The organism is Staphylococcus sp. TCBT05, from assembly GCF_055179755.1.
Window position 1 is genome coordinate 749,609 of sequence record NZ_JBUQDQ010000005.1, and the last position, 25,780, is coordinate 775,388.

26 protein-coding genes are annotated in these 25,780 nt (G+C 34.6%); 14 read left to right on the plus strand and 12 right to left on the minus strand.

From position 1 onward, the window contains the following. Positions 1-835: 835 nt before the first annotated feature. The gene (locus ACY191_RS03330) at positions 836-2,140 is read right to left on the minus strand and encodes a homocysteine synthase (protein ID WP_229366511.1); all 1,305 of its coding nucleotides are present in this window, start codon (positions 2,138-2,140) and stop codon (positions 836-838) included. 228 nt (positions 2,141-2,368) lie between these two features. On the opposite strand from ACY191_RS03330, the gene ACY191_RS03335 reads away from it, so the two are divergent. Together ACY191_RS03335 and ACY191_RS03340 are read left to right on the plus strand one after the other, a co-directional pair. Then, on the plus strand, positions 2,369-3,271 hold the full coding sequence (locus ACY191_RS03335; protein WP_229366512.1) for a PLP-dependent cysteine synthase family protein: 903 nt from the start codon (positions 2,369-2,371) through the stop codon (positions 3,269-3,271). Beyond that, positions 3,268-4,416 (plus strand): bifunctional cystathionine gamma-lyase/homocysteine desulfhydrase, encoded by a 1,149-nt coding sequence (locus ACY191_RS03340; RefSeq protein WP_463269902.1) that lies wholly within the window; start codon positions 3,268-3,270, stop codon positions 4,414-4,416. Before ACY191_RS03335 ends, ACY191_RS03340 begins: the two co-directional genes overlap by 4 nt. 293 nt (positions 4,417-4,709) lie before the next feature. Here the strand turns inward: ACY191_RS03340 and ACY191_RS03345 are convergent, their stop codons facing one another. Continuing rightward, entirely contained in the window at positions 4,710-5,315 is a 606-nt protein-coding gene (locus ACY191_RS03345) for a hypothetical protein (RefSeq protein ID WP_042740414.1), read from the minus strand. Between the two features lie 232 nt (positions 5,316-5,547). On the opposite strand from ACY191_RS03345, the gene ACY191_RS03350 reads away from it, so the two are divergent. From ACY191_RS03350 to ACY191_RS03360, 3 genes are read left to right on the plus strand one after another with little or no spacing between them, the layout of a single operon-like run. Further along, entirely contained in the window at positions 5,548-6,252 is a 705-nt protein-coding gene (locus ACY191_RS03350; protein ID WP_042740413.1) for an ABC transporter ATP-binding protein, read from the plus strand. Positions 6,253-6,254: 2 nt separating this feature from the next. Then, complete coding sequence (locus ACY191_RS03355; RefSeq protein WP_042740412.1) at positions 6,255-7,400, plus strand: ABC transporter permease; 1,146 nt, start codon at positions 6,255-6,257, stop codon at positions 7,398-7,400. 14 nt (positions 7,401-7,414) lie between these two features. After that, a complete protein-coding gene (locus tag ACY191_RS03360; RefSeq protein WP_042740411.1) occupies positions 7,415-8,074 on the plus strand; it encodes a TetR/AcrR family transcriptional regulator in 660 nt (219 codons plus the stop codon). Between the two features lie 239 nt (positions 8,075-8,313). Here ACY191_RS03360 and ACY191_RS03365 read toward each other — a convergent pair whose 3' ends face one another. The 8 genes from ACY191_RS03365 to ACY191_RS03400 form a co-directional block, all read right to left on the minus strand. Next, positions 8,314-8,784, minus strand: coding sequence for a thioesterase family protein (locus ACY191_RS03365; protein ID WP_042740410.1), 471 nt, complete (start codon positions 8,782-8,784; stop codon positions 8,314-8,316). Between the two features lie 578 nt (positions 8,785-9,362). Further along, on the minus strand, positions 9,363-10,205 hold the full coding sequence (locus tag ACY191_RS03370; RefSeq protein WP_042740409.1) for an urease accessory protein UreD: 843 nt from the start codon (positions 10,203-10,205) through the stop codon (positions 9,363-9,365). After that, positions 10,205-10,819, minus strand: coding sequence for an urease accessory protein UreG (ureG, locus tag ACY191_RS03375; protein WP_042740408.1), 615 nt, complete (start codon positions 10,817-10,819; stop codon positions 10,205-10,207). The genes ACY191_RS03370 and ureG overlap by 1 nt, the downstream gene beginning before the upstream one ends. Before the next feature lie 16 nt (positions 10,820-10,835). Then, positions 10,836-11,525 (minus strand): urease accessory protein UreF, encoded by a 690-nt coding sequence (locus ACY191_RS03380; protein ID WP_042740407.1) that lies wholly within the window; start codon positions 11,523-11,525, stop codon positions 10,836-10,838. Continuing rightward, on the minus strand, positions 11,518-11,970 hold the full coding sequence (gene ureE / locus ACY191_RS03385) for an urease accessory protein UreE (RefSeq protein WP_107511703.1): 453 nt from the start codon (positions 11,968-11,970) through the stop codon (positions 11,518-11,520). The genes ACY191_RS03380 and ureE overlap by 8 nt, the downstream gene beginning before the upstream one ends. A 17-nt stretch (positions 11,971-11,987) precedes the next feature. After that, positions 11,988-13,703 (minus strand): urease subunit alpha, encoded by a 1,716-nt coding sequence (gene ureC, locus ACY191_RS03390; RefSeq protein ID WP_107526774.1) that lies wholly within the window; start codon positions 13,701-13,703, stop codon positions 11,988-11,990. Then, positions 13,700-14,107: an urease subunit beta gene (gene ureB, locus ACY191_RS03395; RefSeq protein ID WP_042740404.1), complete on the minus strand. Its 408-nt coding sequence runs from the start codon at positions 14,105-14,107 to the stop codon at positions 13,700-13,702. Before ureB ends, ureC begins: the two co-directional genes overlap by 4 nt. A gap of 14 nt (positions 14,108-14,121) precedes the next feature. Then, positions 14,122-14,424 (minus strand): urease subunit gamma, encoded by a 303-nt coding sequence (locus tag ACY191_RS03400; RefSeq protein WP_042740403.1) that lies wholly within the window; start codon positions 14,422-14,424, stop codon positions 14,122-14,124. A 216-nt stretch (positions 14,425-14,640) separates the two neighbouring features. Between ACY191_RS03400 and yut the strand changes: the two genes are divergently transcribed. From yut to ACY191_RS03440, 8 genes are all read left to right on the plus strand, one after another. Next, the gene (yut, locus tag ACY191_RS03405; RefSeq protein ID WP_042740532.1) at positions 14,641-15,558 is read left to right on the plus strand and encodes an urea transporter; all 918 of its coding nucleotides are present in this window, start codon (positions 14,641-14,643) and stop codon (positions 15,556-15,558) included. Between the two features lie 103 nt (positions 15,559-15,661). Beyond that, the gene (gene nikA / locus ACY191_RS03410; RefSeq protein ID WP_411841255.1) at positions 15,662-17,104 is read left to right on the plus strand and encodes a nickel ABC transporter substrate-binding protein; all 1,443 of its coding nucleotides are present in this window, start codon (positions 15,662-15,664) and stop codon (positions 17,102-17,104) included. Continuing rightward, positions 17,101-18,081, plus strand: coding sequence for a nickel ABC transporter permease (gene nikB / locus ACY191_RS03415; protein WP_042740401.1), 981 nt, complete (start codon positions 17,101-17,103; stop codon positions 18,079-18,081). Before nikA ends, nikB begins: the two co-directional genes overlap by 4 nt. Then, on the plus strand, positions 18,078-18,896 hold the full coding sequence (nikC, locus tag ACY191_RS03420) for a nickel transporter permease (RefSeq protein ID WP_229366514.1): 819 nt from the start codon (positions 18,078-18,080) through the stop codon (positions 18,894-18,896). The genes nikB and nikC overlap by 4 nt, the downstream gene beginning before the upstream one ends. Beyond that, positions 18,889-19,665, plus strand: coding sequence for an ATP-binding cassette domain-containing protein (locus tag ACY191_RS03425; protein ID WP_229366515.1), 777 nt, complete (start codon positions 18,889-18,891; stop codon positions 19,663-19,665). The genes nikC and ACY191_RS03425 overlap by 8 nt, the downstream gene beginning before the upstream one ends. Beyond that, positions 19,662-20,351: an ABC transporter ATP-binding protein gene (locus ACY191_RS03430; protein WP_229366516.1), complete on the plus strand. Its 690-nt coding sequence runs from the start codon at positions 19,662-19,664 to the stop codon at positions 20,349-20,351. Before ACY191_RS03425 ends, ACY191_RS03430 begins: the two co-directional genes overlap by 4 nt. 204 nt (positions 20,352-20,555) lie before the next feature. Continuing rightward, a complete protein-coding gene (locus ACY191_RS03435; RefSeq protein WP_042740397.1) occupies positions 20,556-21,773 on the plus strand; it encodes a CynX/NimT family MFS transporter in 1,218 nt (405 codons plus the stop codon). Positions 21,774-21,970: 197 nt separating this feature from the next. Then, on the plus strand, positions 21,971-22,384 hold the full coding sequence (locus ACY191_RS03440) for a MarR family winged helix-turn-helix transcriptional regulator (protein WP_042740396.1): 414 nt from the start codon (positions 21,971-21,973) through the stop codon (positions 22,382-22,384). A 248-nt stretch (positions 22,385-22,632) separates the two neighbouring features. On the opposite strand, the gene ACY191_RS03445 is transcribed toward ACY191_RS03440, so the two are convergent. Both ACY191_RS03445 and ACY191_RS03450 read right to left on the minus strand, forming a co-directional pair. After that, the gene (locus tag ACY191_RS03445; protein WP_042740395.1) at positions 22,633-24,069 is read right to left on the minus strand and encodes an APC family permease; all 1,437 of its coding nucleotides are present in this window, start codon (positions 24,067-24,069) and stop codon (positions 22,633-22,635) included. 249 nt (positions 24,070-24,318) lie between these two features. Next, positions 24,319-25,140 carry an N-acyl homoserine lactonase family protein gene (locus ACY191_RS03450; protein WP_107589165.1) on the minus strand — a complete coding sequence of 274 codons (822 nt, stop codon included), beginning with the start codon at positions 25,138-25,140 and terminating at the stop codon, positions 24,319-24,321. A gap of 235 nt (positions 25,141-25,375) precedes the next feature. Between ACY191_RS03450 and ACY191_RS03455 the strand changes: the two genes are divergently transcribed. Then, positions 25,376-25,756, plus strand: a complete 381-nt coding sequence (locus ACY191_RS03455) for a VOC family protein (protein WP_042740393.1) — start codon at positions 25,376-25,378, stop codon at positions 25,754-25,756. The last annotated feature ends 24 nt before the right edge of the window (positions 25,757-25,780 follow it).

Below are 25,780 nucleotides of genomic sequence, written 5' to 3' on the forward strand. Positions count from 1 at the left end.
AGGGTGAGTAACTCAGCGAGAGGTGAGACTGTCGGTTGTGTGCGGGGAGACTGCTATGTTCATTGTTGTGTGTAATGATCTACTAAATGAAAGTCACTCATAGCGAACACTTTTGAACTTTATGTTCAATGTATTGTTATACAATCTAACCTTGTTAATGCATGAGTGACGTCTGTGAGGATAGCGAGTGGCGTATTATAGGGCACATACAAGCGACCTACATGAGTAATAAGTTATTTTGATTTTGTAACCTATAAATTAAAAACAACGCGTCTAGACATAACACTAGAAAAAACACTCAGATTTTTGAAACCAATTTATCTGAGTGTTGTTTTATATTCATATTTCGTATTGTTAGCTCTCTTTCCTAGGGGACAGCTTCAGCCTGTAGTCTTCAGCGTGTCCTGTTCCCACAGGAGTCTCGCTAAAATACGTTGTATTTATTTTTGATATTTACATTAGGATATATTTAAATCTTCAAATTAAATTTGTCATGTAAGTGATGGTATATAAATCATTAAGTGCATAATCTTTCATTTGTTTTCTTTTATTCATATTTCGTATTGTTAGCTCTCTTTCCTAGGGGACAGCTTCAGCCTGTAGTCTTCAGCGTGTCCTGTTCCCACAGGAGTCTCGCTAAAATACACCATAGTCATATGTGATTGTATATAAAAGCGCATAAAAAAATAAGACACTTCGTATTATTTAATAAATGCTACTAAATTAACGAGGTGTCTTATATATAATGAGTACAATATGATTCAACATATAGCAATAATGTAACATTTATCATGACAGTGATTTATGTTATACAATATGACTTTTGTTGTTCGAATTACTCAGAAGATTTGTTTGTGTTTACTGATTTCGATAGACTTTGATCTAAATCTGCAATGATATCGTTAATATTTTCAGTTCCTATAGATAGTCGAACGAGTTCTGGAACAACACCAGACGCTTGTTGATCTTCTGGTGATAATTGTAAATGTGTTGTACTTGCTGGATGTATTACTAATGATTTTGAATCACCGACATTTGCTAAATGAGAGAATAGGTGAAGATTTTCAACAAAGTTAGCAATATCATCAACACTACCATCGATGCCAAAGGTTAAGATTGCGCCTTGCCCCTTTGGTAGATATTTCTGTCCTAATTCATAGTAATTATTACTTTCTAAACCAGGATAATTTACCCAAGTAACACTTGGATGTTGCTCTAGATACTGGGCAACACGTAAGGCATTTTCTGAGTGGCGTTCGAGTCTTAAGTGTAAGGTTTCTAATCCGATTAAGAATTCGTGAACATTAAATGGAGATACAGCAGAACCTAAATCACGTAATAATTGTACTCTTGCCTTTGTAATATATGCGGCTTCACCTACGTCATTAACGTAAGAAATGCCATGATAACTTTCGTCAGGTTCAACTAAACCAGGGAACTTGCCATTATTCCAATTGAATTTACCACTATCGACAATAATACCTCCAATTGATGTACCATGACCTCCAATAAACTTAGTTGCAGAATGAACTATAATATCTGCACCAAATTCAAACGGGCGTAATAAATATGGTGTTGGGAAAGTATTATCAACAATTAATGGAACCTCATGTGCGTGTGCAATGTTAGCTACGGCTTCAATATCTAATACATCAATCCTAGGATTACCAATGGTCTCCGCATAAACTGCTTTAGTCTTATTGTTAATAGCTGTTTTAAAGTTATTTGGATCACTAGGGTCTACAAAGTGAACTTTAATACCTAATTTTTTAAATGTCACATTAAGCAAATTATATGTACCACCATATAAATTGGACGATGCTACGATTTCATCTCCAGATTCAACAATATTTAAAAGTGCTAAATGTATTGCGGCTTGTCCAGAAGATGTTGCTAGTGCCCCGATTCCTCCTTCTAAAGCAGTGATACGTTCTTCGAATACATTTTGAGTTGGGTTCATGATACGTGTGTAAATATTTCCAGGTTCAGCTAATGAAAATAAATTTTGGGCATGCGTGGTGCTGTCAAAGACATAACTTGATGTTTGGTAAATAGGGACCGCTCTTGATTTTGAAAAATCATCTACCTCTTGTCCACCATGAATTGATAAAGTGTCTAAATGCCATTGATTATTTGTCATATGTTGTACTCCTCCTATTTATTAGAATTTTCTGATAATTAGAACTATACTAGAATCACTATTAGAATACAAGTTTTTCTGACTAATTAAGTATGGATTCTTCATTGACTAATATCAGTAACTTTATAATATAAATGAGTTGCAAAAGGCTCATTTTTTATATATAATCCTTATCTGTATGGTAGGGTATGGATTAATAAGGATTTCAAGCCATTATGGAGGACTAAAATGATTGGGTATGACTTGATAGGTAATACGCCGTTGGTATTACTGGAAACATTTAGTGATGAGCAAGTACAAATTTATGCAAAATTAGAGCAATATAATCCTGGAGGTAGTGTCAAAGATAGACTAGGTAAATTTCTCGTTGAACAGGCACTCGAACAAGGATTAATTAAAAAAGGAGATACTATTGTTGATGCATCGGCAGGTAATACAGGTATTGGTTTGGCGATGGCAGCAAATCATTTCAAGTTACATTGTGTAATATATGCACCTGAAGGGTTTTCCGAAGAAAAAATTTCGATCATGAGAGCGCTAGGTGTACAAGTAGAGCGTACTCCTCGTGAAGAAGGCATGCGAGGTGCAAGAAAGGCTGCAGAACACTTTGCAGCGGTCAATAATGCTTTTTATACAAATCAATTTGAAACAGAGTTAAATCCACAAGCATATGTGAAAACATTAGGTCAAGAGATCACATCGGCATTACCTGACATAGATTACTTTGTTGGTGGTGTTGGATCTGGAGGCACATTTACTGGCGTTGCACAGCACTTATCGCAGTATAATGTAGGCAATGTTGTAGTAGAGCCAGAAGGGTCTGTATTAAGTGGTGGTGAACAGCATGCACATGATGTTGAAGGTATCGGTGTTGAAGCGTGGCCACAGTTTTTATCAAAGGAATTAATTTCAGATATTATTAAGGTTTCCGATATAGATGCATTTCGAAATGTGAAGCAATTAGCACTGCAAGAAGGACTGTTAGTCGGTAGTTCATCTGGTGCTGCGTTACAAGGTGCATTAGAGGTGAAGAAGCATATTAATACTGGTGTTATAGTAACGATATTTCCAGATGGTAGTGATCGTTATATGTCGAAGCAAATATTTGAATATGAGGAGAATGTAAAATGAATAAAAAAACAAGATTAATACATGGTGGTTTAACTACAGATCCATATACTGGTGCAGTGACTACACCAATTTATCAAACAAGTACGTATATGCAAGATGAAATTGGAGATTTAAGACAAGGTTATGAATATTCTCGTACAGCTAATCCTACTAGAAGTGCATTAGAAAGTTTAATTGCGGATTTAGAACACGGTGAATTTGGATTTGCTTTTGGCTCAGGGATGGCAGCAATTTCTGCTGTTATCATGTTATTAGATAAAGGGGATCATTTATTATTAAATTCTGATGTTTATGGCGGAACATATAGAGCCTTAACTAAAGTATTTACACGTTATGGTATTGATGTTGATTTTATTGATACTACAGACATAACTAAAGTTGAACAATATATTAAACCAGAAACAAAAATGCTTTATATTGAAACGCCATCTAATCCATTATTACGTGTAACTGATATCAAAAAATCTGCCGAATTGGCGCAGCAACATAATTTAATTTCAGTTGTGGATAATACATTTATGACACCTTATTTCCAAAATCCCTTGGACTTTGGTATCGATATTGTCTTGCACTCAGCTACAAAATACTTAGGCGGTCATAGTGATGTTGTCAGTGGTCTTATAGCTACAAAAGATGCTGACTTAGCAGAACACATTGGATTTATTCAAAATTCAACAGGTGGTGTACTTGGACCACAGGATAGTTATTTGCTTATTAGAGGTATAAAAACATTAGGTTTACGTATGGAACAAGTACAAAAGAACACATTAGCTATCATTGACATGTTACAAGGTCATGCAGCAGTGCAACAAGTATTTCACCCAAGTATTGAAACGCATTTAAACTATAGCGTGCACAAAGAACAAGCTGATGGACATACAGGTGTAGTTGCCTTTGAAGTGAAAGATATCGAATTAGCTAAAGCAGTTATTCGTAAATCACAATATTTTACATTAGCTGAGAGTTTAGGTGCAGTAGAAAGTTTAATTTCAGTACCTGCATTAATGACGCATGCATCTATTCCGAAAGATATTAGAGAAAAAGAAGGTATTGCTGATGGATTAATTCGATTATCTGTTGGTATTGAAGATACAGATGATTTAGTAGATGACTTAAGACAAGCATTAGATTCAATCAATCATTAATTCCCAGGAAATACTCAAAGTACCTAAACGTAAAGTAGGCATAAAAGCCAACCTAAAAGATTCAATTAATCTTTTAGGTTGGCTTTTTGTATGAATAATTTGTTTCGTAGAGGTTCCCATGACTAGAACTTTTAGCGGTGTTTTGTTGCGACGAACGTCGGATTTCATCAATTATTGCCTAGTCAGCAATATTTAAGGTTAATAAATGTAAACTATAAAAATAACTATGAAGCAATCTATCTTCACAGAAAGCTTCATAGCTAATATTTAGTAAGTTTGTTATATATAGACTGTCAATTATCAAATAATGAGTTGATTTTATCTTTGATTGTGTTTAATTTTTGGTCAATATCAGTTAATAATTGATTTACTTTAGATTGATCCTCGTTATTTAATTGCGCATTGTTGGCTTCTTTCAATTTGTCAGCTTGTTGTTGGAAATCTTCTGTCAAAGATTTATCGGTAGCATTATGTTCATTATTCTTTAGACCATCAATTTTTTGTTGTAGATTGTTGATAATATCTTCACTGTTTTGGTTATTTTCTATTTTTTCTTTGGCATTATTGATTTGAGTATTGATATCACTGCTTTGTGTTTGTTGTTGATAATCGTTTGATGCATTGGGTTCTTTATTGTCTGTTTGTTGCTCATGCGTCGTTGATTCAGTATCGTTTGGCGCGGTGTTATGTTTATGGATGAAAAAGAACGTTAAACATATTGCAACAATCGCAACTAAAATAACAATTACTGCGACTAACCATTTTTTTGAGCGCCGAGAGCGTTCATTTTCATATTCTAACTGTTGTTCACGTCTTTGATCTCGTTCATTATAGTAACGTTGTTCTTCTAACTTTCTATCTTCTTCGTATGCTTGTTTATTTCTTTCGGTACGTTTCATAATTACCACTTCCTATTTACTTCGAAATTATCAATTCCTTATGTTTAATATTTTAATGATTATCTTTATATTTGCAACTTTCTTTATATTTGAAGTTATTTTAAAAAGGAGGATTTTTAACAAATACATATTTAGTGGAAGTGAAATTTGACATTTTAATTGAATTTAAACGTGTGTAGATGTATGATAATTCAAAAGTGAGTAATCACTCACTTGAAGGGGTGGATAGTAAATGATTGAAGTGAATCATGTTAATAAGTCGTTTGGAGACAAACGTGTACTTAATGATATTTCCGTACTTTTTGAGGCAGGTGAAATTGTTGGACTGATTGGTCCGTCTGGAACAGGGAAGACGACATTAATTCAATGTATGTTAGGTATGGAGAAAGTGAATACTGGTGAGGTAGTGATTAACGGAACTACAATTCCTGATAGGAAAATACTAGGAGATATAGGTTATATGGCTCAAAATGATGCATTATATGAGGATTTAACAGGTAAAGAAAATTTGAAATTTTTTGCGAGTATATATATGAAGGATAAGAAGTTAATTAATGAGCGAATAGAATATTGTAGCGCTATGGTTAAATTACAAGATGCTTTGGATCAGAAGGTTGCGACTTATTCTGGAGGGATGAAACGTCGACTTTCGCTAGCGATTAGCATGTTGCAAGACCCTGGTATTCTTATCTTGGATGAACCAACAGTTGGTATTGATCCTAAGTTAAGAAAGGCAATTTGGCAGGATTTAAATGAAGCTAAGACAGCAGGAAAAAGCATTCTCGTAACGACACATGTACTTGATGAGGCATCACGTTGTGATAAATTACTATTGATGAATCATGGTGAAATCATTGCGTCTGGTACACCTGAAGATATTAAGCGGCAATACGATGCTGAAACGATAGAAGATGTATTTCTAAAGATGGAGGGGTAATTATGCATGCATTCCAAATTGCCAAACGTATATTTAAGCAAACGGTCAGAGATGTAAGAACCTTAATGTTACTATTAGTTGCGCCAATTCTTATATTATCGCTGCTGTATTATATTTTTACAGTGTCAGATAATGCTAATGGTCTTAAAGTAGGTGTTCATCAAATTTCAGATTCTTATTTAGAGCAGTTACATGATCAAGATATCCAAACAAAACAGTATCATGATAATAATTCTATTGGGCAGAAGATTAAAGATGACCAATTAACAGGATTCATCTATGAAAAAAATCATAAATTATATGTAACATATGCGAATGATAATCCTACAGAGACAGGCACATTAGCTTCGGCCAATCAAAAGTGGTTAATACAACATAATATGGCACAGATGAAAGATAACACAGAACAACTGCAACAACAGTTAAAATCAATTCAATCAAAGTTGCCCGATAATGTTATGGATGAGCAACAAACAAACACTAACAAAGCACAAGTCAATAAACCGGTTCAAATGACATCCGATTATTTGTATGCAAATAAAGATGCAACGTATTTTGACATGATTAATCCGATATTGATTGGTTTTTTTGTATTCTTTTTCACATTTTTAATTTCTGGCATAGGCTTATTGAAAGAACGTACATCAGGCACATTAGAACGTTTGCTAGCTTCTCCGATAAAACGGAGTGAAATTATCTTTGGGTATATTATGGGTTATGGTTTGTTTAGTGTGATTCAGACAGTAGTCGTTGTGATGTATGCAATTTTTGTGTTGCATATCGCAATTGCAGGTTCAATCTGGCTCGTGTTAGCAACGACAATATTAACAGCACTTGTTGCTTTGACCTTTGGAATATTATTATCAACATTTGCTTCTTCAGAGTTCCAAATGATTCAATTTATACCGCTTGTTATTGTACCGCAAGTGTTATTCGCAGGATTAATTCCAATACAGTCTATGAATACGGGGTTACAGTACTTTGCTCACATCATGCCACTATTCTATACAGGTAATGCAATGCAATCAGTAATGATCAAAGGCTTTGGAATAGATGATGTTTATCTTGATTTATGTATCTTGTTTGCAATATTTGTGGTGTTGTTAATATTGAATATCTTTGGCATGAAACGTTATAGAAAGGTTTAAAGGTCGTGGTTAAGATGAATCATACAGTGAAAGAAATAATGTCTGAGGTAATGCCTCAATTAGAACATTTAACAGAACGACAACGTAGAGTGATTGAGAGTGCGTTGATATTATTCAGTGAACAAGGCTATGATAAGACAAGTACGAGTGATATTGCAAAGAAAGCTGGCGTAGCTGAAGGAACGGTCTATAAACAATTTAAAAATAAAAAGGCGTTACTTTATGCTGCAATCTTACCTATCATCAGAGATAATGTTGCACCGGTAGTCGTTAAAGAATTTTCTGAGACTTTAGATGAAAAAGAACACTTTAAAGCATTTATCTATGCATTTGTAGACAACCGCTCAGAGTTTTTGTTTGATAATAGAGTGCTGTTGAAAGTTATTATTAATGAAGCAATGACGAACAAAGAAATACAAGCGATTATTTTTGATATCTTTAATCAGAGGATAGTTGAAAATTTAAAGCCAAGAATCGAATGCTATATAGAACAAGGTGAGATGAGGGCAGTAGATGTTGAATATTTCTTACGTACTGTTATTGCTCAAATATTTAATTTGAATATAAGTTATATCATCGACACAAACAAAGAACGTGATAATTCATACGAAGCCTTTGCTACGTTTATTAAAGATGGCTTATATCAGATGTTTAAGACGAACGTAACAAATTAAAATAGGATGGTTTATTTGGAATGAGAAGTAAATGATACAGCCAAATATTTTAGAATGGTAGGCAATAAAATATTGTGATAATAAAGCAAAAAATTAGAGGCTAAGTCACTGCTGGCTTAGTCTCTAATTTGTTAATCACTTAGGTATCTTAAGGTGAATGTGTTAATTTCATGGAAATAGTATTAAAGTAGTAGATCAATTTCAGTGGCTGATTGTAATTGTCTATTATTTATTGGTTACTACCTTTTAGGTATACCAATAACATGGCCTAATTGTTTAGGACTATCAAAGTTAGGTTGTTGCTCGAAATAGTTTGCAATCTTATCAAAAACCTCATCAGGGAATGGAGTGCTTTTTCTTGTTTCGAAATCAACGCCCATCATCATTACTTCGTATGTCGCACAACGTTCATCTTTTTCGTTGTACATCGTTAAAAATAAATGTACGCGTTTATAATCGTAATCATAAAGACGTGCCTTAATATAAAATTTTTCATGTACTAACAATTCCTTTAAAAAGGAAATGTGTGCTTCTAAGCTAAATATCGTAACATTTAAATCTTTACGATAATCTGTCGATAAGCCAACTGATTCAAAAAAGCCTGCGACTGAATCACTAAATAGGTCGTAGTATTTTGCATCATGTAAATGTTGGTTATGGTCAATCCAATCAGGATGGACAGTGTTGTTATAAATATATGTTTCTGTCACCGAAATACGCCTCCTAATAATTGCTATACGCTCATATTATGTCATAAATAAGATATAGATTGAACAAATTAAATTGTTTCTTATTTAATTAGATGTAATAGCTGTTAAATCATTAATTTACTAAAAAATGACTGACAAATTTATTATTATTTAAAATAAAAAAGGCGTTTAGAAAATTAATACCCAGCATTAAGCCCATCAAAGGTTGTTGAACTTTGATGGGCTTGTTATCGCTTGCTTACCTAGTGGGCTTGGTCGAGCTTCGGTCTCGACACGCATACTACTCCTTCAGTTGTCTCACAAACAATACGCAGTTCATAAATGTTGTTACTACAATAAGTGAGACACTTTATAATGAATTTATTGAAATAGAAATTATCCCTGAGATAAAACAAGAAATGCATAACGAGTAAAGTGATGAAGACTAAAATAAAATCATAATTCAGCGATTTTATTTTAGTCTAAAAAGGTAATGTCCCAGGCTCGTTCTATTTTCAGAAAAAAGTTGCTGAATTTGTATGTTTAGTAATTTTAAGCTCAAGTCGATATCATTGTGAAAGTTTATTATTGTATGAGTATTAATACTTTCGTAAAAAGTTGATGTCACGATTAAAGATACTTTGGTTTACATACTGTTGGGTAGCAGTTAAAATACTTTCGATTTCTTGTGTTTTGTTTGATAGTATTCGTAAGCTAAAACCATGTGTTGCAATTTGCGTGATTCCGAAACGGCAATCATAATCTTGGTGATAGTGTTTTAATGTGTCATAGAGTGAATCTATGAATTTTTGATTAACTTCTGGGTGGATGAAATAACATGATCCTAAATGTGAATAGTTTTCCATGTAACCAATAGCATGTACTGAATGCTTTGCAGGTTCTAATCTCATGTGATCATAAACGACCAACGTATCATCTACATATATTTCATTTAATAAGTGCATATAATGATAACTAAATTGTTTGTCATCTTTGGAATACCCAGGTGTTAATATATCCGTGTAAAATAAACTACTTGTATTTGTTAAGTGAAAGGTATTCTGTTGATAAAATTTTGCATTTTCGAATGCGATAATAGGGTCTCCAACATATTCTAAGTGCCCTTGATCTTTAATATTAACATGTTGATATTGAGCGACGTGATCGTTAGGTGTTTTATAAATTTTGGTGGCACCTTGTGAAGTTAATATAACAGAGGCATTATCCTCAACGTTAAACTCCATTATATAGCGATCACCGTCAAGGTAACCGCCGCCGACATTGACGATATAGAATGTTGGAATATCAGAATTGTTCAGATAAATCGGACGCATAACTTTAAGTGCCTTTTCAAAAAAGACATCTCTCGCCACAGACTTTCTACCGTTATTGAAGACAGATAACTTTAATTGACCTGTCCATGTTGGATTGGATTTAGGCATTATACCAAACCTTTTAGGAAAACGTCTTGCTCAATCCAGTTTATTACTTCGTCTAAACCTTCATCTGTCTTAAGGTTAGTAAATGCAAATGGACGAGTAGAACGAAAGGCCTTAGTATCTATTGCCATTTGTTCTAATGATGCACCAACATAAGGTGCTAAATCGGTTTTGTTAATAACGAAGAAATCTGATTTAATCATGCCTTGTCCACCTTTACGTGGAATCTTCTCACCTTGAGCGACATCGATAATATAAATTGAGAAATCAACCAATTCAGGACTGAATGTAGCTGCGAGGTTATCACCGCCAGACTCAATGAATATAAGTTCGATATCATCATTCCGTTCTATGAGTTCATCAATCGCTGCAAAGTTCATCGATGCATCTTCACGAATGGCTGTATGTGGACAACCACCTGTTTCTACACCGATAATTCTGTCTTCAGGCAGTACTCCAGAATTAACTAGAATTTTTTCATCTTCTTTTGTATAAATATCGTTTGTAATGACACCGATACTCTTTTCTGTTGACAGTCTCTTTACAATTTTTTCGATAAGTTGGGTTTTACCTGCACCAACAGGACCGCCGATACCTATTTTTATTACTTCTGACATAATTGTCCTCCTCTTTTTATGAAATAAAAATTCTTACATTTACGTTTTCATGCTCCATTTGATTTACTTCTAAACCGGGTGCTGTAAGTCCTAAATCATTTTCAGTCAATGTGAAAATATAATCACGTGTTTCTTTCATAATGGGAATCATTCGCTCAACGATTCGTTGACCTGCAGTTTGACCTAAAGGTATTGCACGAACCGCATTTTGAGTAAGACTGGACACATTTTGATATAAGTAGTAATCAATTATTGTTTCTATTGGTACACCAAAGTAATGACCTAACATAGTAAAGCAGATAGCTGGATGTAAGTGTACTTGTTTACTTTTCATTTGTTGTTGATACCAGTTAATCCATTCGCTTTGATATAGTTCAAGTGCCAATTTAACCATACGATTTCCCATTTGTTTTGCGCCTTGTCTAGTTTCTCGTGGCAAACTTTGAACGAATAGTATTTGATCTAATCGTATTATGGCTTCTGTATCTTGTGCCTCTAAGGCTTTATACACGAGACGCATAGTTAATCCATCTGAATAAGTGAGCTGTTCATTAATGAATAAAGTTAACCAATGTTGAAAAGTTGTTTCATCGTGCACGGAACCGCGTTGTATATATGTTTCTAGTCCGAATGAGTGACTGAACGCACCAGTTGGAAATTGAGAATCGCAAAATTGAAATAAACGTAAATTTGCGTGATCAATCATGCGAATGACCTATATGTCTAAATGCTTGGTTTACCTTACGATCCTCATGTGTGTAGGGAATACCTAAATCTTGTAAAAGTGATTCTACAAGATAATCATATTGGACTAACATTTCAGTTTCAGTAAACTGAGCGGGTAGGTGTCTATTACCTAACTGATGCGCGATATTACCCATTTCTTGCAAATTGCGTGGCTTGATGACAAGTAAATCTTCAGAATTAACATCTACAATAATCATATTGGTATCATCTTTATATAAAATATCACCATATTGTAGGTCGATCGGTTGCTTTAATCGAATGCCTAGTTCGTTACCATGATCTGTTGTTACGCGTTGAATACGTTTGACTAAATCAGAATTTTCTAAGTAAACTTTTTCAATATGCTTACCTTTTTCACTATCTGAAAGATTGGCGATATTGCCTACTATTTCTTCTACAATCATCTCAGTTCCTCCTAAAGTTAAAATAAGAAATATCTTTGTGTTAACGGTAGTGTTGTTGCTGGTTCACTTGTAATTTTTTGTCCATCAACAAACACTTCATACGTTTGCGGATCAACGTCTAATTTTGGCGTTGCACTATTGTTTTTCATATCCTTCTTCGTTAAATTACGGATATTGTGGACAGGTCTAAGTTTACGCTTTAAACCAAGCAATTGACCGATATCATTTTCATATGCAGTAGCGGAAACAAAAGTAATCGCAGTACTTTGCATATTGCCTCCAAATTGACCATACATCTTTCTATATTTTAAAGGTTCAGAAGTTGGTATAGAGCCATTGGCATCACCATTAATCGCAGTATTAATTAAACCACCTTTAATAATCACATCAGGTTTAACACCAAAGAATGCGGGTTCCCACATGATTAAATCAGCAAGTTTGCCTTCATCTATTGAGCCGACATAATCTGAAATCCCATGTGTGATTGCCGGATTAATTGTATATTTTGCTATATATCGTTTTATTCTATTGTTATCATCATATTCACTATCGCCTTCAAGAGGTCCGCGTTGGTCTTTCATACGATGTGCCACTTGCCATGTGCGTGTTATAACTTCACCGACGCGACCCATTGCTTGAGAATCGGAACTGACCATACTAAAGACACCCATATCTTGCAGTACATCTTCTGCAGCAATTGTTTCTTTACGTATACGTGAGTCCGCAAATGCAATATCTTCAGGTATTGCAGCGTTAAGATGATGTGTAATCATTACCATATCTAAATGTTCATCGACAGTGTTTACTGTGTAGGGGAGTGTTGGGTTCGTAGATGATGGGAGAATATTTGAATAGGATGCAGATTTGATTAAATCCGGTGCATGACCGCCTCCAGCACCTTCAGTATGATACATGTGTAACACACGGTCCTTTACTGCAGCCATGGTTTCTTCCATAAAGCCGGCTTCATTTAATGTATCGGCGTGTAATGCCACTTGTATGTCGTATTCATCGGCAACATTAAGTGCATGGTGTAAGGCAGAAGGTGTCGCACCCCAATCCTCATGGACCTTTAAACCGATAACGCCTGCATGAATTTGCTCAACTAATGCAGTTGGATTAACTGCTTGGCCTTTACCTGTAAAGCCAATATTTAATGGCAATGCTTCAGCAGCTTCTAACATGCGATGGATGTGCCAAGGACCAGCAGTAACTGTTGTTGCTTTTGAACCTTCAGACGCACCTGTACCGCCACCAATATGGGTAGTAATGCCACTTTCTAAAGCGACTTGTGATTGTTCTGGATTGATAAAGTGAACATGTGTGTCGATGCCGCCAGCTGTGAGAATCTTACCCTCAGCAGAAATGACATCAGTAGTGGCACCGATAATAATATCGACGTTATCCATAATATCAGGGTTTCCCGCTTTACCTATTGTCATGATATAGCCATTTTTCACACCAATATCAGCTTTGATAATTTTATTATAATCAATGATTAATGCATTAGTTATAACTAAGTCAGCAACTTGTTTATCATCACGTGTTACATTAGGGTTTTGTGCCATCCCGTCACGAATAGATTTACCACCACCAAAAGCGGCTTCGTCTCCATAAGTTGCATAATCTTGTTCTACTTTTGCAAATAAGTTCGTATCACCTAGTCTTACAGAATCACCTAATGTTGGGCCATAAAGACTCGTATATTGAGATTGTGTCATTTTAAAGCTCATGATTTATACCCACTTTCTTTATTAGCATTTTTACTACCGTCATCCTGTACTTTAGGTGCTTCGGCAGAATTAACTTTCGGTTTATAAACGCGTGATTCGTCAATTGGACCATTCACATCACCATGGAAACCAAAAATTTTACGATTACCACGATATTCAACAAGTTGTATTTCCTTTTCATCACCTGGTTCGAATCGAACTGCAGCTCCAGCAGGTATATCTAAGCGTTTCCCGTACGCTTTTTCACGATCAAATTGAAGTGCAGGATTAGCTTCGAAGAAATGATAATGAGAGCCAACTTGAATCGGTCTATCACCTGTATTTTTTACATTTAAAATGGTACTTTGCAAGCCTTGATTGACCTCGATATCCGTATTGTTAACAATAATTTCACCTGGTTTCAATATACATAACCTCCTTAAACGATTGGGTGATGAACAGTGATTAACTTTGTGCCATCTGGAAATGTTGCTTCGATTTCCATTTCGGTTAGCATATCAGCTACACCATCCATTACATCGTCTTCATTTAATATTTGTTTCCCGTAACTCATAAGTTCTGCGACTGTCTTACCATCTCTCGCACCTTCTAATAATTCAAAGCTAATGATAGCAACAGCTTCTGGATAATTTAATTTTAGACCTCTTTGTTGACGTCTGCGTGCTAAATCAGCTGCAACTACAAGCATTAACTTATCTTGTTCCCTTTGAGTAAAATGCACGAAACTCACGACCTTCCAATAATAAATACTGTACGCATAATATATGCATGCTCTTTTATAATAAGATGATTATCTATTTACTACAAGAATTACACATTTAATTATTAGAAAAAAGTTACTAATTGTAAATGATATAACCAATGCGTTAAGCTTTAAATCGTATAGAATTTAATATAAAATTAATAGAGTCAAGAGATAAAGAAATTGGGTGACGACATGAATATCGTGAAAATATTACTCAGAAATATTTCGCAAGTATTACTACTGGAAAATGCAATTACTGGTTTGTGCATTTTAGTTGGCTTATTTATAGGGAATTGGAAAGTAGGTCTGATGGCACTGTTGGGCAGTATTATCGCTTTATTATTAGCTAAGTGGACAAATTATAGTGGGGCAGAAATAGAAGCGGGGTTAGCGGGATTTAATCCAGTATTAACTGCGATTGCATTGACGCTGTTTCTAGTGCCTAAATGGTATAGCTTGGTTATTGTACTACTTGCAGTTATTATCACGATGCCGATTGGTTCAGCTGTGCGAGAGTTTTTTAAACCCTTTGGTATTCCGATGTTAACTATACCTTACGTATTTGTGAGTTGGTTGATATTGCTAATGTCGTTTCAGTTTGAATTTGTGAATGCAAATGTACATATTTTACCTAATAAGGTTCAAGAAATCACTTTTTCAGGAAATAGCGTAGAAGGTTTGCAAGCATTTTTTACAGGATTTAGTGAGGTGTTTTTATTAAATCATGTTATTACAGGTTTCTTGATATTAGTGGGAATATTTATTGCATCGAGACGTGCGGGTGTATATGTCATCTTTGCGAATTTGATTGGCTTAGCGGCTGTGAGTTTACTTGGAGCAAATCACGACCAAATTAATGATGGATTGTTTGCGTATAATGTCGTATTAACTGTCTTGGCATTAGGTATTGCTTTTCGAACAATCATTTCAAGGACAATGAGTATCGTGCTAGGTTTATTATTAACGATTATTCTACACGCAGGTATGACAACTTTATTAACACCATTTGGGTTACCAGTCTTTACATTACCATTTATTATTGCAACATGGATCATGTTGTTCGGAGGTAATCGAATGAAGTTAAATGAAATTGCAGAACCACGAAATTGATGGGTAATCTTAAAGAATATAGTTATATTTATGGATGAATTATTTTTGTTGAAAGAAGGAAGATAGATTGAAGAAAGTATTAGGGGTTGTTGCGGCAACTATAATGATTCTCGGAGGTTGTAGTGGGACGCAGAGTAAAGAAGATGGCAAGACGTTAAATGTCGAATTACCATTAAAAACAACTTCAGTCGCGCCATACAAGACAGATGTCCCAGTAAAAGTAGGTGCAGCAGAATCTTTGTTTAAAGTGAATACAGACGGCAAGGTTGAAAAATTATTAGTCTCGGAGTATAAGCAGGTTTCACCAACTGAATTGAAGTTGACAGTAAAGGATAATATAAAATTTCAAAATGGTAAAAAATTAACGGGTCAAGCAGTGAAAAATAGTTTGGAACAAAGTATACAGCAAAGTGATTTAGTCAAAGGTTCACTCCCTATCAAAGATATTAAGGTAGATGGACAGACAGTGACGATTTTAACAAAGGAAGCATATCCTGAGCTCGTTTCAGAATTAGCCAGTCCATTTGCAGCCATATATGACACTGAAGCGCAGGGTGATATTAATAAATCACCGGTGGGAACTGGTCCATATAAAATTGTTGATTATAAGCAATCACAAAGTATAAAGCTCAACAAGAATAAAGCATATTGGCAAGGAGAACCGAAGTTAGACCATGTTAATGTGAGCTATCAAGAGGACGGTAATACACGTGCCAACGACTTGTCAGCAAATAAGGCTGATGTCATTACCGATGTTCCAGTTGAAAAGGTAGATGCGCTAGATAAAGGTCAACAAACAAAGATTTCTAGTGTGCCAGGTTATAGAACAAGTTTATTATTATATAATCATCAAAGTGACAAGATGAACAAGCGAGTACGTGAAGCATTAGACAAGATTATTGATAGAGAAGCTATTGCCCATAATGTTTATAAAGATTATGCTAATGCCGCTTCGGGTCCATTTAATACCAAGCTTAATTTTATTAATGATAAAAAGGTCACTCAGCAAGATATTCAGCAAGCACGCAAGTTATTACAGCAAGAAGGCTATACTAAAGAACATCCATTAACATTAACTGTGTCAACGTATAATGGTAGACCAGAATTGCCAAAAATCGCACAAGTTGTACAATCAGACGCTAAAAAAGCAAATATTAATATTAAGTTACGCAATGTTGATGATATTGATGGTTACCTTAAAGATAAAAGTCAATGGGATGCTTCATTATATAGCTTTGGAACATTTCCGCGAGGCGACACTGGTTATTTCTTTAATCAAGCTTATAAAGCACAAGGTGCTATTAATGCTGGAACTTATAGCAATAATCGTGTGAATGATTTGATAGAACAATTTAATAAAACGGTAGATAAAACAGAACGCAATCAACTGACAAATAAAATTATTGCGTTAACAAAAGAAGATTATGCAAATAGTTATATTGCCTATAGTAATAATATTGTGGGTCTTAATAAGCATGTTACTGGACTCAAAGCTTCTCCTGAAGGCATTTATCTTATTGATTATAAGGTGAATGTAAACAAATGATAATCACGCAAATAATTCGTAGAATCGGACAAATGATCATTGTATTATTTGTCCTTTCTACTATCACATTTATCTTAATGAAATTAACGCCAGGAGATCCTGTAAATAAAATATTACATCTTGATGTTGCTAATGTATCTGCTTCACAAGTATCAGAAACGAAAGAGAAGTTAGGGCTGAATCAGCCCATTATCGTGCAATATGGGCAATGGTTAAATCAAATTGTACATTTGAATTTTGGTACAAGTTATCAGACTGGAGAATCTGTGAGTAAGGAATTACTGTATTATACACCTCCAACATTATTGATTGCTTTAGCTACTATGGTAACTGTCTTATTGATTAGCATACCTTTAGGCACTGTCGCTGCCAGATATTATCATACTTGGATTGATATGTTGATACGTATGATGACTTCTATTACGGTGAGCATTCCGTCATTCTTTTTAGGAACGTTATTAATTTATATATGTGCACAACAATTAGCTATCTTGCCTTCTTCTGGTATTGCTACACCGGCTGGCTATATTTTGCCAGTTGTGTCATTGAGCATTGGCATGAGTGCTTATTATGTAAGACTGATGCGCTCAAATTTATTAGAATTATACCGATCGCAAGAGGTACAAGCATCTAGATTAAGAGGTATGTCTGAATCTTATATATATTGGAAAGATATATTTAAACCAGCTTTGTTGCCAATAATTACGATTATGGGTATGTCTGTCGGCAGTCTAATTGGAGGTACAGTAGTAATCGAAAATCTCTTTGGGATACCAGGGGTGGGACGCTTTTTAGTGGATAGTATAAGAGCCCGTGATTATCCAGTTATTCAAGGTGTTGTATTGATGATTGGTTGTTGTGTTATTTTCGCTAATACAGTAAGTGACTTGCTATTATTGTGGCTCGATCCAAAACGGCGCTCAGTGAAACATAAAGTTACGAAAGTAGAAGATAGATTGGATGGTGGTCCGTTATGAAATTAGGCAAACAACCTCTAATCTATTATCTATTTTTTGCATATGTTGTATGTATTATAATGTCGCAATTGTTCGTAGTAAAGGATATGGCGTTAACTGTGCATCTCAATCGTACATTTGAAGTACCAAGTGTTCAGCATTGGTTAGGTACAGATGACTATGGTCGAGACTTATTCTCAAGGTTGATTTTAGGTGCCCGTTATACGTTGATAGTAAGCTTATTAACACTGTTGCTGACTGTTATTGTTGGTGTGCCACTGGGGCTGTTAGCCGGATATAAAAAGGGCATTATCGATACGATTATTATGCGTGTGATTGACATTGGTTTAAGTATTCCAGAGTTTGTGCTGATGATTGCCTTAGCAAGTTTTTTTAAACCTAGTATATGGAACTTAGTCATAGCAATTATGCTAATCAAGTGGATGACCTACACACGATTGACGCGTTCTATTGTTAGCGCTGAGCTTAAAAAGCCATACATTCACATGGCAAAGATGTTAAATGTACCAAGTTACGTCATTATTTTTAAGCACTTCTTACCACAAGCAGTACCATCCATTATTGTGCTTATGACTGTTGATTTTGGGAAGATTATACTCTATATATCATCTTTATCATTTTTAGGGTTAGGTGCACAACCACCATCACCTGAATGGGGAGCGATGCTAAATGCAGGAAGAGATTATATAGAATCACACCCACTACAATTATTAGCTCCAGCTGTGATGATTACGGTCACGATATTAATTTTCAACTTAATGGGCGATGCATTAAGAGATCGACTTCTCCAAGGAAAGCGTGATAATAATGTCTAAAATGTTATCAATTCAAAATTTAAGCATTCAAAACTCAGTAAATGAGTATTTAATAAAGAATTTAAACCTGACTCTACATAAAGGACAGGTTAACGTATTGATTGGTGAAAGTGGTTCAGGTAAGAGTCTGACTGCTAAAGCAATCGTTCAACAATTAGCGCCGTCATTAAGTATTTCAGACTATGAAATACTTGTTGAAGGACAAAGCGTAGTAGATATGAAATCAATGCTTGGAAGAACGATTGGATTTATTGCGCAAGATTATAGTCATAGCTTTAATGATCATACAAAATTAGGTAAGCAACTTATGGCAATTTATCGTGCACATTATCAGGTGCCACGTAAAGTTGCCAAACAAATCGTATCACAATCATTAAACGTGGTTGGACTAAATGAGCGTCTCGTGTTTGAAAGTTATCGCTTTAATCTATCTGGTGGTCAACTAGCACGCGTACAAATAGCGAGTGTCATAATGTTACGGCCAGAGATAATTATTGCAGATGAGCCTACATCATCATTAGATGTTGTAAATGGTCATGAAATCATGAATTTAATTCGTCATCTTGCAGAGGTACATGAGACAACATTGTTATTGATTACACATGATTTATCACATGTGTTGAAATTTAGTGATTGGATTGCGGTAATTAAATCAGGAGAAATTGTCGAGTATAATCATGTACAACAATTTCACGACAATATGGTAAGTCCTTATAGTTTAAAGTTATTTAATGCACGCCGTCAGTTGAGAAATGAGGGGAATGGATGATTGAATGTAAGAGAGTAACATTTAACTATAACAAGCATACTGTTTTACATGATATAAACTTAACGTTTTCCAGCCAACAGAAGATAGGCATCGTTGGAGAAAGTGGATCAGGAAAAACAACGTTAGCACACTTGATATTGGGAATGCTGAAACCGACAGCAGGAGAGATAAATAAACATGGCTTAACTATGTTACCAATTTTTCAAAATGCATATGATAGCTTTAATCCGAAAAGAACAATACAACAATCTATGGATGAAGCAATTAAGTATTATTATCAAGATGCTAACAAAGTGTTAACCCAACGATTAGACGAATTGTTAGTCCTGATGGGATTAGATTCAAACCTTTTAAAAAGGAGACCAGAAGAGCTAAGTGGGGGACAACTACAGCGTCTTAATATGATACGTTCATTTGTATTAGAACCAGATATACTAATTTGTGATGAAATTACAGCAAATTTAGATGTGATTTCAGAAAATAAAATGAAAGATATACTGGAACATTATCATCAATTGACTAGAAAAGGATTAATGATTATATCACACGATATTGCATTTCTTCAGGCATTAGTTGATCGAATTGTAGTATTAAAAGATGGTTATATCGTTGATGACTTTATGGTTAAAGATATGTTTGCGGATAGTAGAAATGCCTATACTAAAAAGCTGCTTTCTCTTTATTGAGAAAGCAGCTTTTGTTATGTGTTTTATTGTGATGTTTGTAATTTTAATTTAGGGAAATAACTTAACTTATGATGAACAAGCTAACAGAAATATTTTTATTTTAATAGCAAAATACTATTGAGCTTATTTATGCCAGTATGATAGGGTTTTTAAATAACATAAAAATCGCGGGACATTTTTAAGAGAATTAAAAGGAGGGAGTAAATGATTAAAATAAATCGATATAAATACTTTACGATATTATTATTTTTAGCAGTACTATTTATTGGTGCGACACTACGTTCACCTATTTCCTCTATAGGACCATTAGTTCCATTTTTCAAGGAAGAATTAGGCGTTTCGAATAGTTTGGTTGGTTTGATGAATACTTTACCGCTTGTTGCATTTGGATTATTTTCTCCATTTATTCCTAAGTTGTCACAGAAATTTGGTATGGAACGCACCTTGATGTATTCGATGGTTATTTTAGCAATTGGCATGTGGTTAAGGGGAACTGGAGGCGCAAGTTTATTACTTATTGGCACAATAATTGTTGGATTTGCAATAGCAGTAGGGAATGTTATGGCACCAGGGTTGATCAAATCATCATTTCCACAACAAATGGGATTTGTTACAGGTATGTATTCTGTGACGATGAATCTTGTGAGCGCTTTGGCTGCTGGTTTATCTGTTTCGATTGCAGTGGCACCAGGGATGAATTGGCGTATTGCAATGCAAATTTGGTTGATTGTACCTATTATTGCAGCACTTGTATTAGTATTACGTATTCCATATTTGCGCTCACGTAAAAAGAAAGTGTTTGCAGAAATTGATAGCGAACCTAAACAAAGTGTTTGGAAATCTAAACTAGCATGGACAATTACCTTATTTATGGGCTTGCAATCGTTTATACCCTATAGTTTATTTGCGTGGTTACCAATTATGTTAACAACTAAAGGATTTTCTGAAAGTGAAGCGGGATGGCTTGTAACTGTAAACCAGCTAGGAATCATACCAGTGGCATTTGTTGCACCTATTATTGCAGGGCGTATGAAGAAGCAAAGTAGTTTAGCATTATTTGGTGCTGGGTCCTTTTTTGTAGGGTTATTAGGTATCGCATATTTACCAAATGCTGCGATTGTACTCTATTTAATATTGATAGGTGTTGGTGCAGGAACAACATATAGTTTAGCAATGATGTTTTTTGTCTTGAGAACTCAAGATATTGAACAGTCTTACCAATTATCTGGTATGGCTCAATCCATTGGTTATTTATTAGCTGCAGTGGGTCCGGTATGTCTAGGTATGATTTCAGATATTACTGGCAGTTGGTCCGTCCCACTCATTGTACTTATGGGGGTAGCTGTATTAATAGCAATATTTGGCTTTATTTCAGGGCAACCATTTATTGTTCATCAACCGGCACATCAGCAGAATGATTAATTTAGGCAAAGTACTACTCAAAGTCTAGTATTACAGTTAATATTGTAGTACTAGATTTTTTTATGTTTAAGCAACTTTGTTTAATTAAAATATATTGTTGTAAACATATCGGTGAGTTCTATAGCTGAAAAATGTTATTATTTATATAAAGGTTAAGCCACGATTAATATGATACTTGAAATGTTAGGAGGGATTGGATGGAGGAACAACAAAAAATTGAAAATTGGATTGAGCTAACAAAATATGTTCATTATATAGATACAATGATAGAAAAATCATTAAAGCAGCAATATAATTTAAGTTTAAAAGAGTTCTATGTTTTATATGAAATTTATAAAGCAAAGGGCAAAAAATATAAAATTAATGATTTAATAAAAATAGTGGATTTGAGTCAGAGTGCTATGTCCCGTCTTATCGTAAGAATTGAAAAAATAGCAGAACCATTAGTATTTAGACAAGAATGTGTTGAAGATCAAAGAGCTATGTATATATATTTAACGGATGAAGGTTTATCTGTCATTGAAAAAGCCATCAAAACGTATGAACAATTAATAGCTAAAGTTGATTTTTCATCTATGCACGATTTGATAACAAGGCAATATAAAGCATAGCAATGGGTTAAGAGGAGGGTAACAAACTTCCTTTTTATACAATATAAGTTGGCGATTATGTGTTGAACATGGTCGCCTATTTTTTTATAGAAACATATATACATAATAAGACAAAATTAACACCAGTCCAACAAGAAAGATGTTGGACTGGTGCCGAATTCATAGCTCGTAGCTACTGTAATATTTTGAATTTTCCCCTGAATTCTATAATAGTACAATAGTGCTATACTAATTATTAAGTTAATGGTTTATGACTTTGTACTTTTATGTTTTTTTGAATGACTAATACCATAAATTAGATAAATCAGTAAACCGATGATGAACCAGATTAATGTATATAATTTGGCTTCTCCACTAAGCCCCCAAAATACAATAGCAACACTGATAAATGCCACAATTGGTAACACTGGATAGAATGGCATTTTAAACGCTGGTACTGGAATATCCTTTCCTTCTCGAGGGCGTAAGCCAAACATACCTAATGAAACAAACATAAATGCAACGAGTGTACCTGCAGATATTAACTGTGCTAAGAATGCGAATGGGAACATTGAACCAATAATCACGGCAATAATTGTTAAGATGATCAATGAACGGTTTGGTAATTGCTTATTATTTAACTTACCTAACCATGAAGGTAATAATCCGTCACGACCAAATGAATAAAGTAGACGTGAACCTGCCAACATCATACCAATCAATGCAGTAAACATACCAATAACTGAAATAGCTTGTACAATCGCGGCTACGACACCAAATCCACTTTGTCTTAATGCCCACCCTACAGGTTCAGCATTATTTGCATAATCTGAATACTTAAACATCCCAACAAGTACAAGTGCAACAGCCACAAACAGAATCACGGCAATTAACAATGATCCCAGTATCCCTCTAGGCATTGTCTTCTGCGGATTGATTGCTTCAGCAGAGTTTGCAGCGATTGAATCAAATCCAATATACGCTAAGAATATCATAGAAACACCAGCATAAATCCCTTGCCAACCACCAAATGCGCCAGCTTCAGTTGCTTTATATTCTGGTATGAAAGGTACATAGTTACTACCTTGTACTACAGTTAAACCAACTACGATAAATAATAGAATTGCTAATACCTTCAATACAACTAAGATGTTCTCTATACGCGCAGCGGATGATGCACCACGAGCAAGTAACAATGCTGTAAGTAATATAACGATAGCAGCGACTAAATCGATAACGCCGCCATCAGTACCAAATGTATTGGATAGTGCTTTAGGTAATTCAATACCTAAAGGTGAAACTAAACCACGTAAATTAGCTGAAAAACCAGAAGCCACAAAGGCGACAGCGATAAAATACTCAGCCAATAATGCCCAACCAGCTATCCATCCAAAAACTTCCCCAAACACGACATTAATCCAAGAATATGCAGAACCAGCAAATGGCATGGCAGATGACATTTCAGCATATGCAAAAGAAATCAAACCAGCAACAATCGCAGCAAATAGAAAAGATAATGCCACGGCTGGACCAGTATGTTGCGCAGCGACTACGCCTGGTAAGGTGAAAATTGATGTAGACACGATTGTACCGACACCTAAAGCTAGAAAATCTTTAACCTTTAATGTGCGATTCAAGTGCGCATCTTTTACTTGATAGACAGAGGGGTCCTCTTTCTTTAATAGTTTTTGAAAAAATCCAGTCATTATAAACCACTCCCTAAAACTCATTTCACAAAATTTAATAACGTTATTAATATAATCCATATCATAGCATATATCAATCAGAATATTTAGATAATTTCGAAAAAATAAAACAAATATTTGTCGTCTGACAGAAAATCGATAAATTTACGACAAATATTTAGTCATACCATGAATTGTTAATTGGGAACGAATGTAACTATCATATAATATAGACCGTTTATAAGTGTTGACTATAGGCCGACACGATTGCTATAGATTAATGATTTGTGGCTCGATATGTGGATCGTGATTGGCGATTGCATCAATACAATTCGGATTTGTTGCTTGTACTTTAACCCAATTTAAGGAATTGATAGTTGCATCCTTATCGTCAACATATTTAGGTAAAATACCATGTCGCCAAGATGATTTTGCATAACCTACATTTGATGTTAGTAATAAAAATTGATCCGCTTCCTTATGACGTTTGATACGTGTGACACAATGTCCAGGGCTATGTCCTGGTGTATGGATAAATTCCACAGTACCGTCGTTAAATAAATCATAAGATTTACCGGTAGGGCCGATGCCTTTATGTTCTAGAGGAAAAGTATCAATAGGAATGTTTTGGCACATACCTAATTCATAATTATTATTGTTATTTGCAGCAGACCATTCTTCATCACTGACCATAATATGATGAGCCTGTGCCACATGTGGTAAACCTGAGACGTGGTCATTGTGTAAATGACTTAAGATGACATAATCTACATCAGTTATTTGGTAGCCTAGTTTAGCAAGATGTTCATGAACTGCTTGTCCTTTAGGTAAAATAGCTTTCTGAGAAAGTGAAGCTGCATTTTTTGAATAATCGGGTTGGCGATTTGATTCATGCCATCCTGTATCTATCAATACAAGTCCTTTAGGATGTTCGATTAAGTAAATAGAAACGGGTAAACAAATGTGCTTACTTCGTGTTTGAATAAAACCACTCCAAGAAAGTGGTAGATTTTTTTTATGATTAAAAGGTAAAGCCGAGTCAACAATAACTGATCCTGTATGTAATATATGTACATTAATATTACGTGTCATTGATTGTAAACCTCCAAATTTAGGCGTGCATGGCCTTTGTATTTAAATATAAGTTATTATAGTAATTGTGAAATGAAATATATTGAATTTAAATTAATCTTTTATTTTATAATAAAGATGGTAAGAACTTTATCTTAATAAAATAAATGTGTCAAATGTATCGTAAGTAAAAATAAAGTGCTTTTTGTGTTAAATTATAAATGTGAAAGAAACATAGACATTGGGGGAAATGATGATGAATGTTAAATCAGCGTGGTTAAATTTACCTGTAGTCAATTTGGAAGCGAGTGAAGATTTTTATCAACAAATCGGCTTTGAAATTAAAAAATCGGATGACATGATGGATAAGATGAGAGGTATTGCTACATTAGATAACACAGTCATTATGCTTATCGAAACGAAACAATTTAAAAAAGTGTCACGATTATCAAAAATTGGTAATAACGAAGCATTAATATCACTATCATTAAATACTAAAGCTGAAGTTGATCAACTGTTAGATTTAGTAGAAAGTGCGAATGGCACAGTGATAGAAAGAGGCACGATGCATGAAGGGTTCTATGGGGGATTATTTAGCGACATAGACGGTCATTTATATAATATTATTACAATGTAGGTCGCAAAGCGTTAAATTGAAATA

Excerpts from the sequence above, each read along its gene's own strand:
- ACY191_RS03330 (WP_229366511.1), bottom strand. The coding sequence starts at position 2,140 with ATGACAAATAATCAATGGCATTTAGACACTTTATCAATTCATGGTGGA.
- ACY191_RS03335 (WP_229366512.1), top strand. The coding sequence starts at position 2,369 with ATGATTGGGTATGACTTGATAGGTAATACGCCGTTGGTATTACTGGAA.
- ACY191_RS03340 (WP_463269902.1), top strand. The coding sequence starts at position 3,268 with ATGAATAAAAAAACAAGATTAATACATGGTGGTTTAACTACAGATCCA.
- ACY191_RS03345 (WP_042740414.1), bottom strand. The coding sequence starts at position 5,315 with ATGAAACGTACCGAAAGAAATAAACAAGCATACGAAGAAGATAGAAAG.
- ACY191_RS03350 (WP_042740413.1), top strand. The coding sequence starts at position 5,548 with ATGATTGAAGTGAATCATGTTAATAAGTCGTTTGGAGACAAACGTGTA.
- ACY191_RS03355 (WP_042740412.1), top strand. The coding sequence starts at position 6,255 with ATGCATGCATTCCAAATTGCCAAACGTATATTTAAGCAAACGGTCAGA.
- ACY191_RS03360 (WP_042740411.1), top strand. The coding sequence starts at position 7,415 with ATGAATCATACAGTGAAAGAAATAATGTCTGAGGTAATGCCTCAATTA.
- ACY191_RS03370 (WP_042740409.1), bottom strand. The coding sequence starts at position 10,205 with ATGCCTAAATCCAATCCAACATGGACAGGTCAATTAAAGTTATCTGTC.
- ureG (WP_042740408.1), bottom strand. The coding sequence starts at position 10,819 with ATGTCAGAAGTAATAAAAATAGGTATCGGCGGTCCTGTTGGTGCAGGT.
- ACY191_RS03380 (WP_042740407.1), bottom strand. The coding sequence starts at position 11,525 with ATGATTGATCACGCAAATTTACGTTTATTTCAATTTTGCGATTCTCAA.
- ureE (WP_107511703.1), bottom strand. The coding sequence starts at position 11,970 with ATGATTGTAGAAGAAATAGTAGGCAATATCGCCAATCTTTCAGATAGT.
- ureC (WP_107526774.1), bottom strand. The coding sequence starts at position 13,703 with ATGAGCTTTAAAATGACACAATCTCAATATACGAGTCTTTATGGCCCA.
- yut (WP_042740532.1), top strand. The coding sequence starts at position 14,641 with ATGAATATCGTGAAAATATTACTCAGAAATATTTCGCAAGTATTACTA.
- nikA (WP_411841255.1), top strand. The coding sequence starts at position 15,662 with ATGATTCTCGGAGGTTGTAGTGGGACGCAGAGTAAAGAAGATGGCAAG.
- nikB (WP_042740401.1), top strand. The coding sequence starts at position 17,101 with ATGATAATCACGCAAATAATTCGTAGAATCGGACAAATGATCATTGTA.
- nikC (WP_229366514.1), top strand. The coding sequence starts at position 18,078 with ATGAAATTAGGCAAACAACCTCTAATCTATTATCTATTTTTTGCATAT.
- ACY191_RS03425 (WP_229366515.1), top strand. The coding sequence starts at position 18,889 with ATGTCTAAAATGTTATCAATTCAAAATTTAAGCATTCAAAACTCAGTA.
- ACY191_RS03430 (WP_229366516.1), top strand. The coding sequence starts at position 19,662 with ATGATTGAATGTAAGAGAGTAACATTTAACTATAACAAGCATACTGTT.
- ACY191_RS03435 (WP_042740397.1), top strand. The coding sequence starts at position 20,556 with ATGATTAAAATAAATCGATATAAATACTTTACGATATTATTATTTTTA.
- ACY191_RS03440 (WP_042740396.1), top strand. The coding sequence starts at position 21,971 with ATGGAGGAACAACAAAAAATTGAAAATTGGATTGAGCTAACAAAATAT.
- ACY191_RS03445 (WP_042740395.1), bottom strand. The coding sequence starts at position 24,069 with ATGACTGGATTTTTTCAAAAACTATTAAAGAAAGAGGACCCCTCTGTC.
- ACY191_RS03450 (WP_107589165.1), bottom strand. The coding sequence starts at position 25,140 with ATGACACGTAATATTAATGTACATATATTACATACAGGATCAGTTATT.
- ACY191_RS03455 (WP_042740393.1), top strand. The coding sequence starts at position 25,376 with ATGAATGTTAAATCAGCGTGGTTAAATTTACCTGTAGTCAATTTGGAA.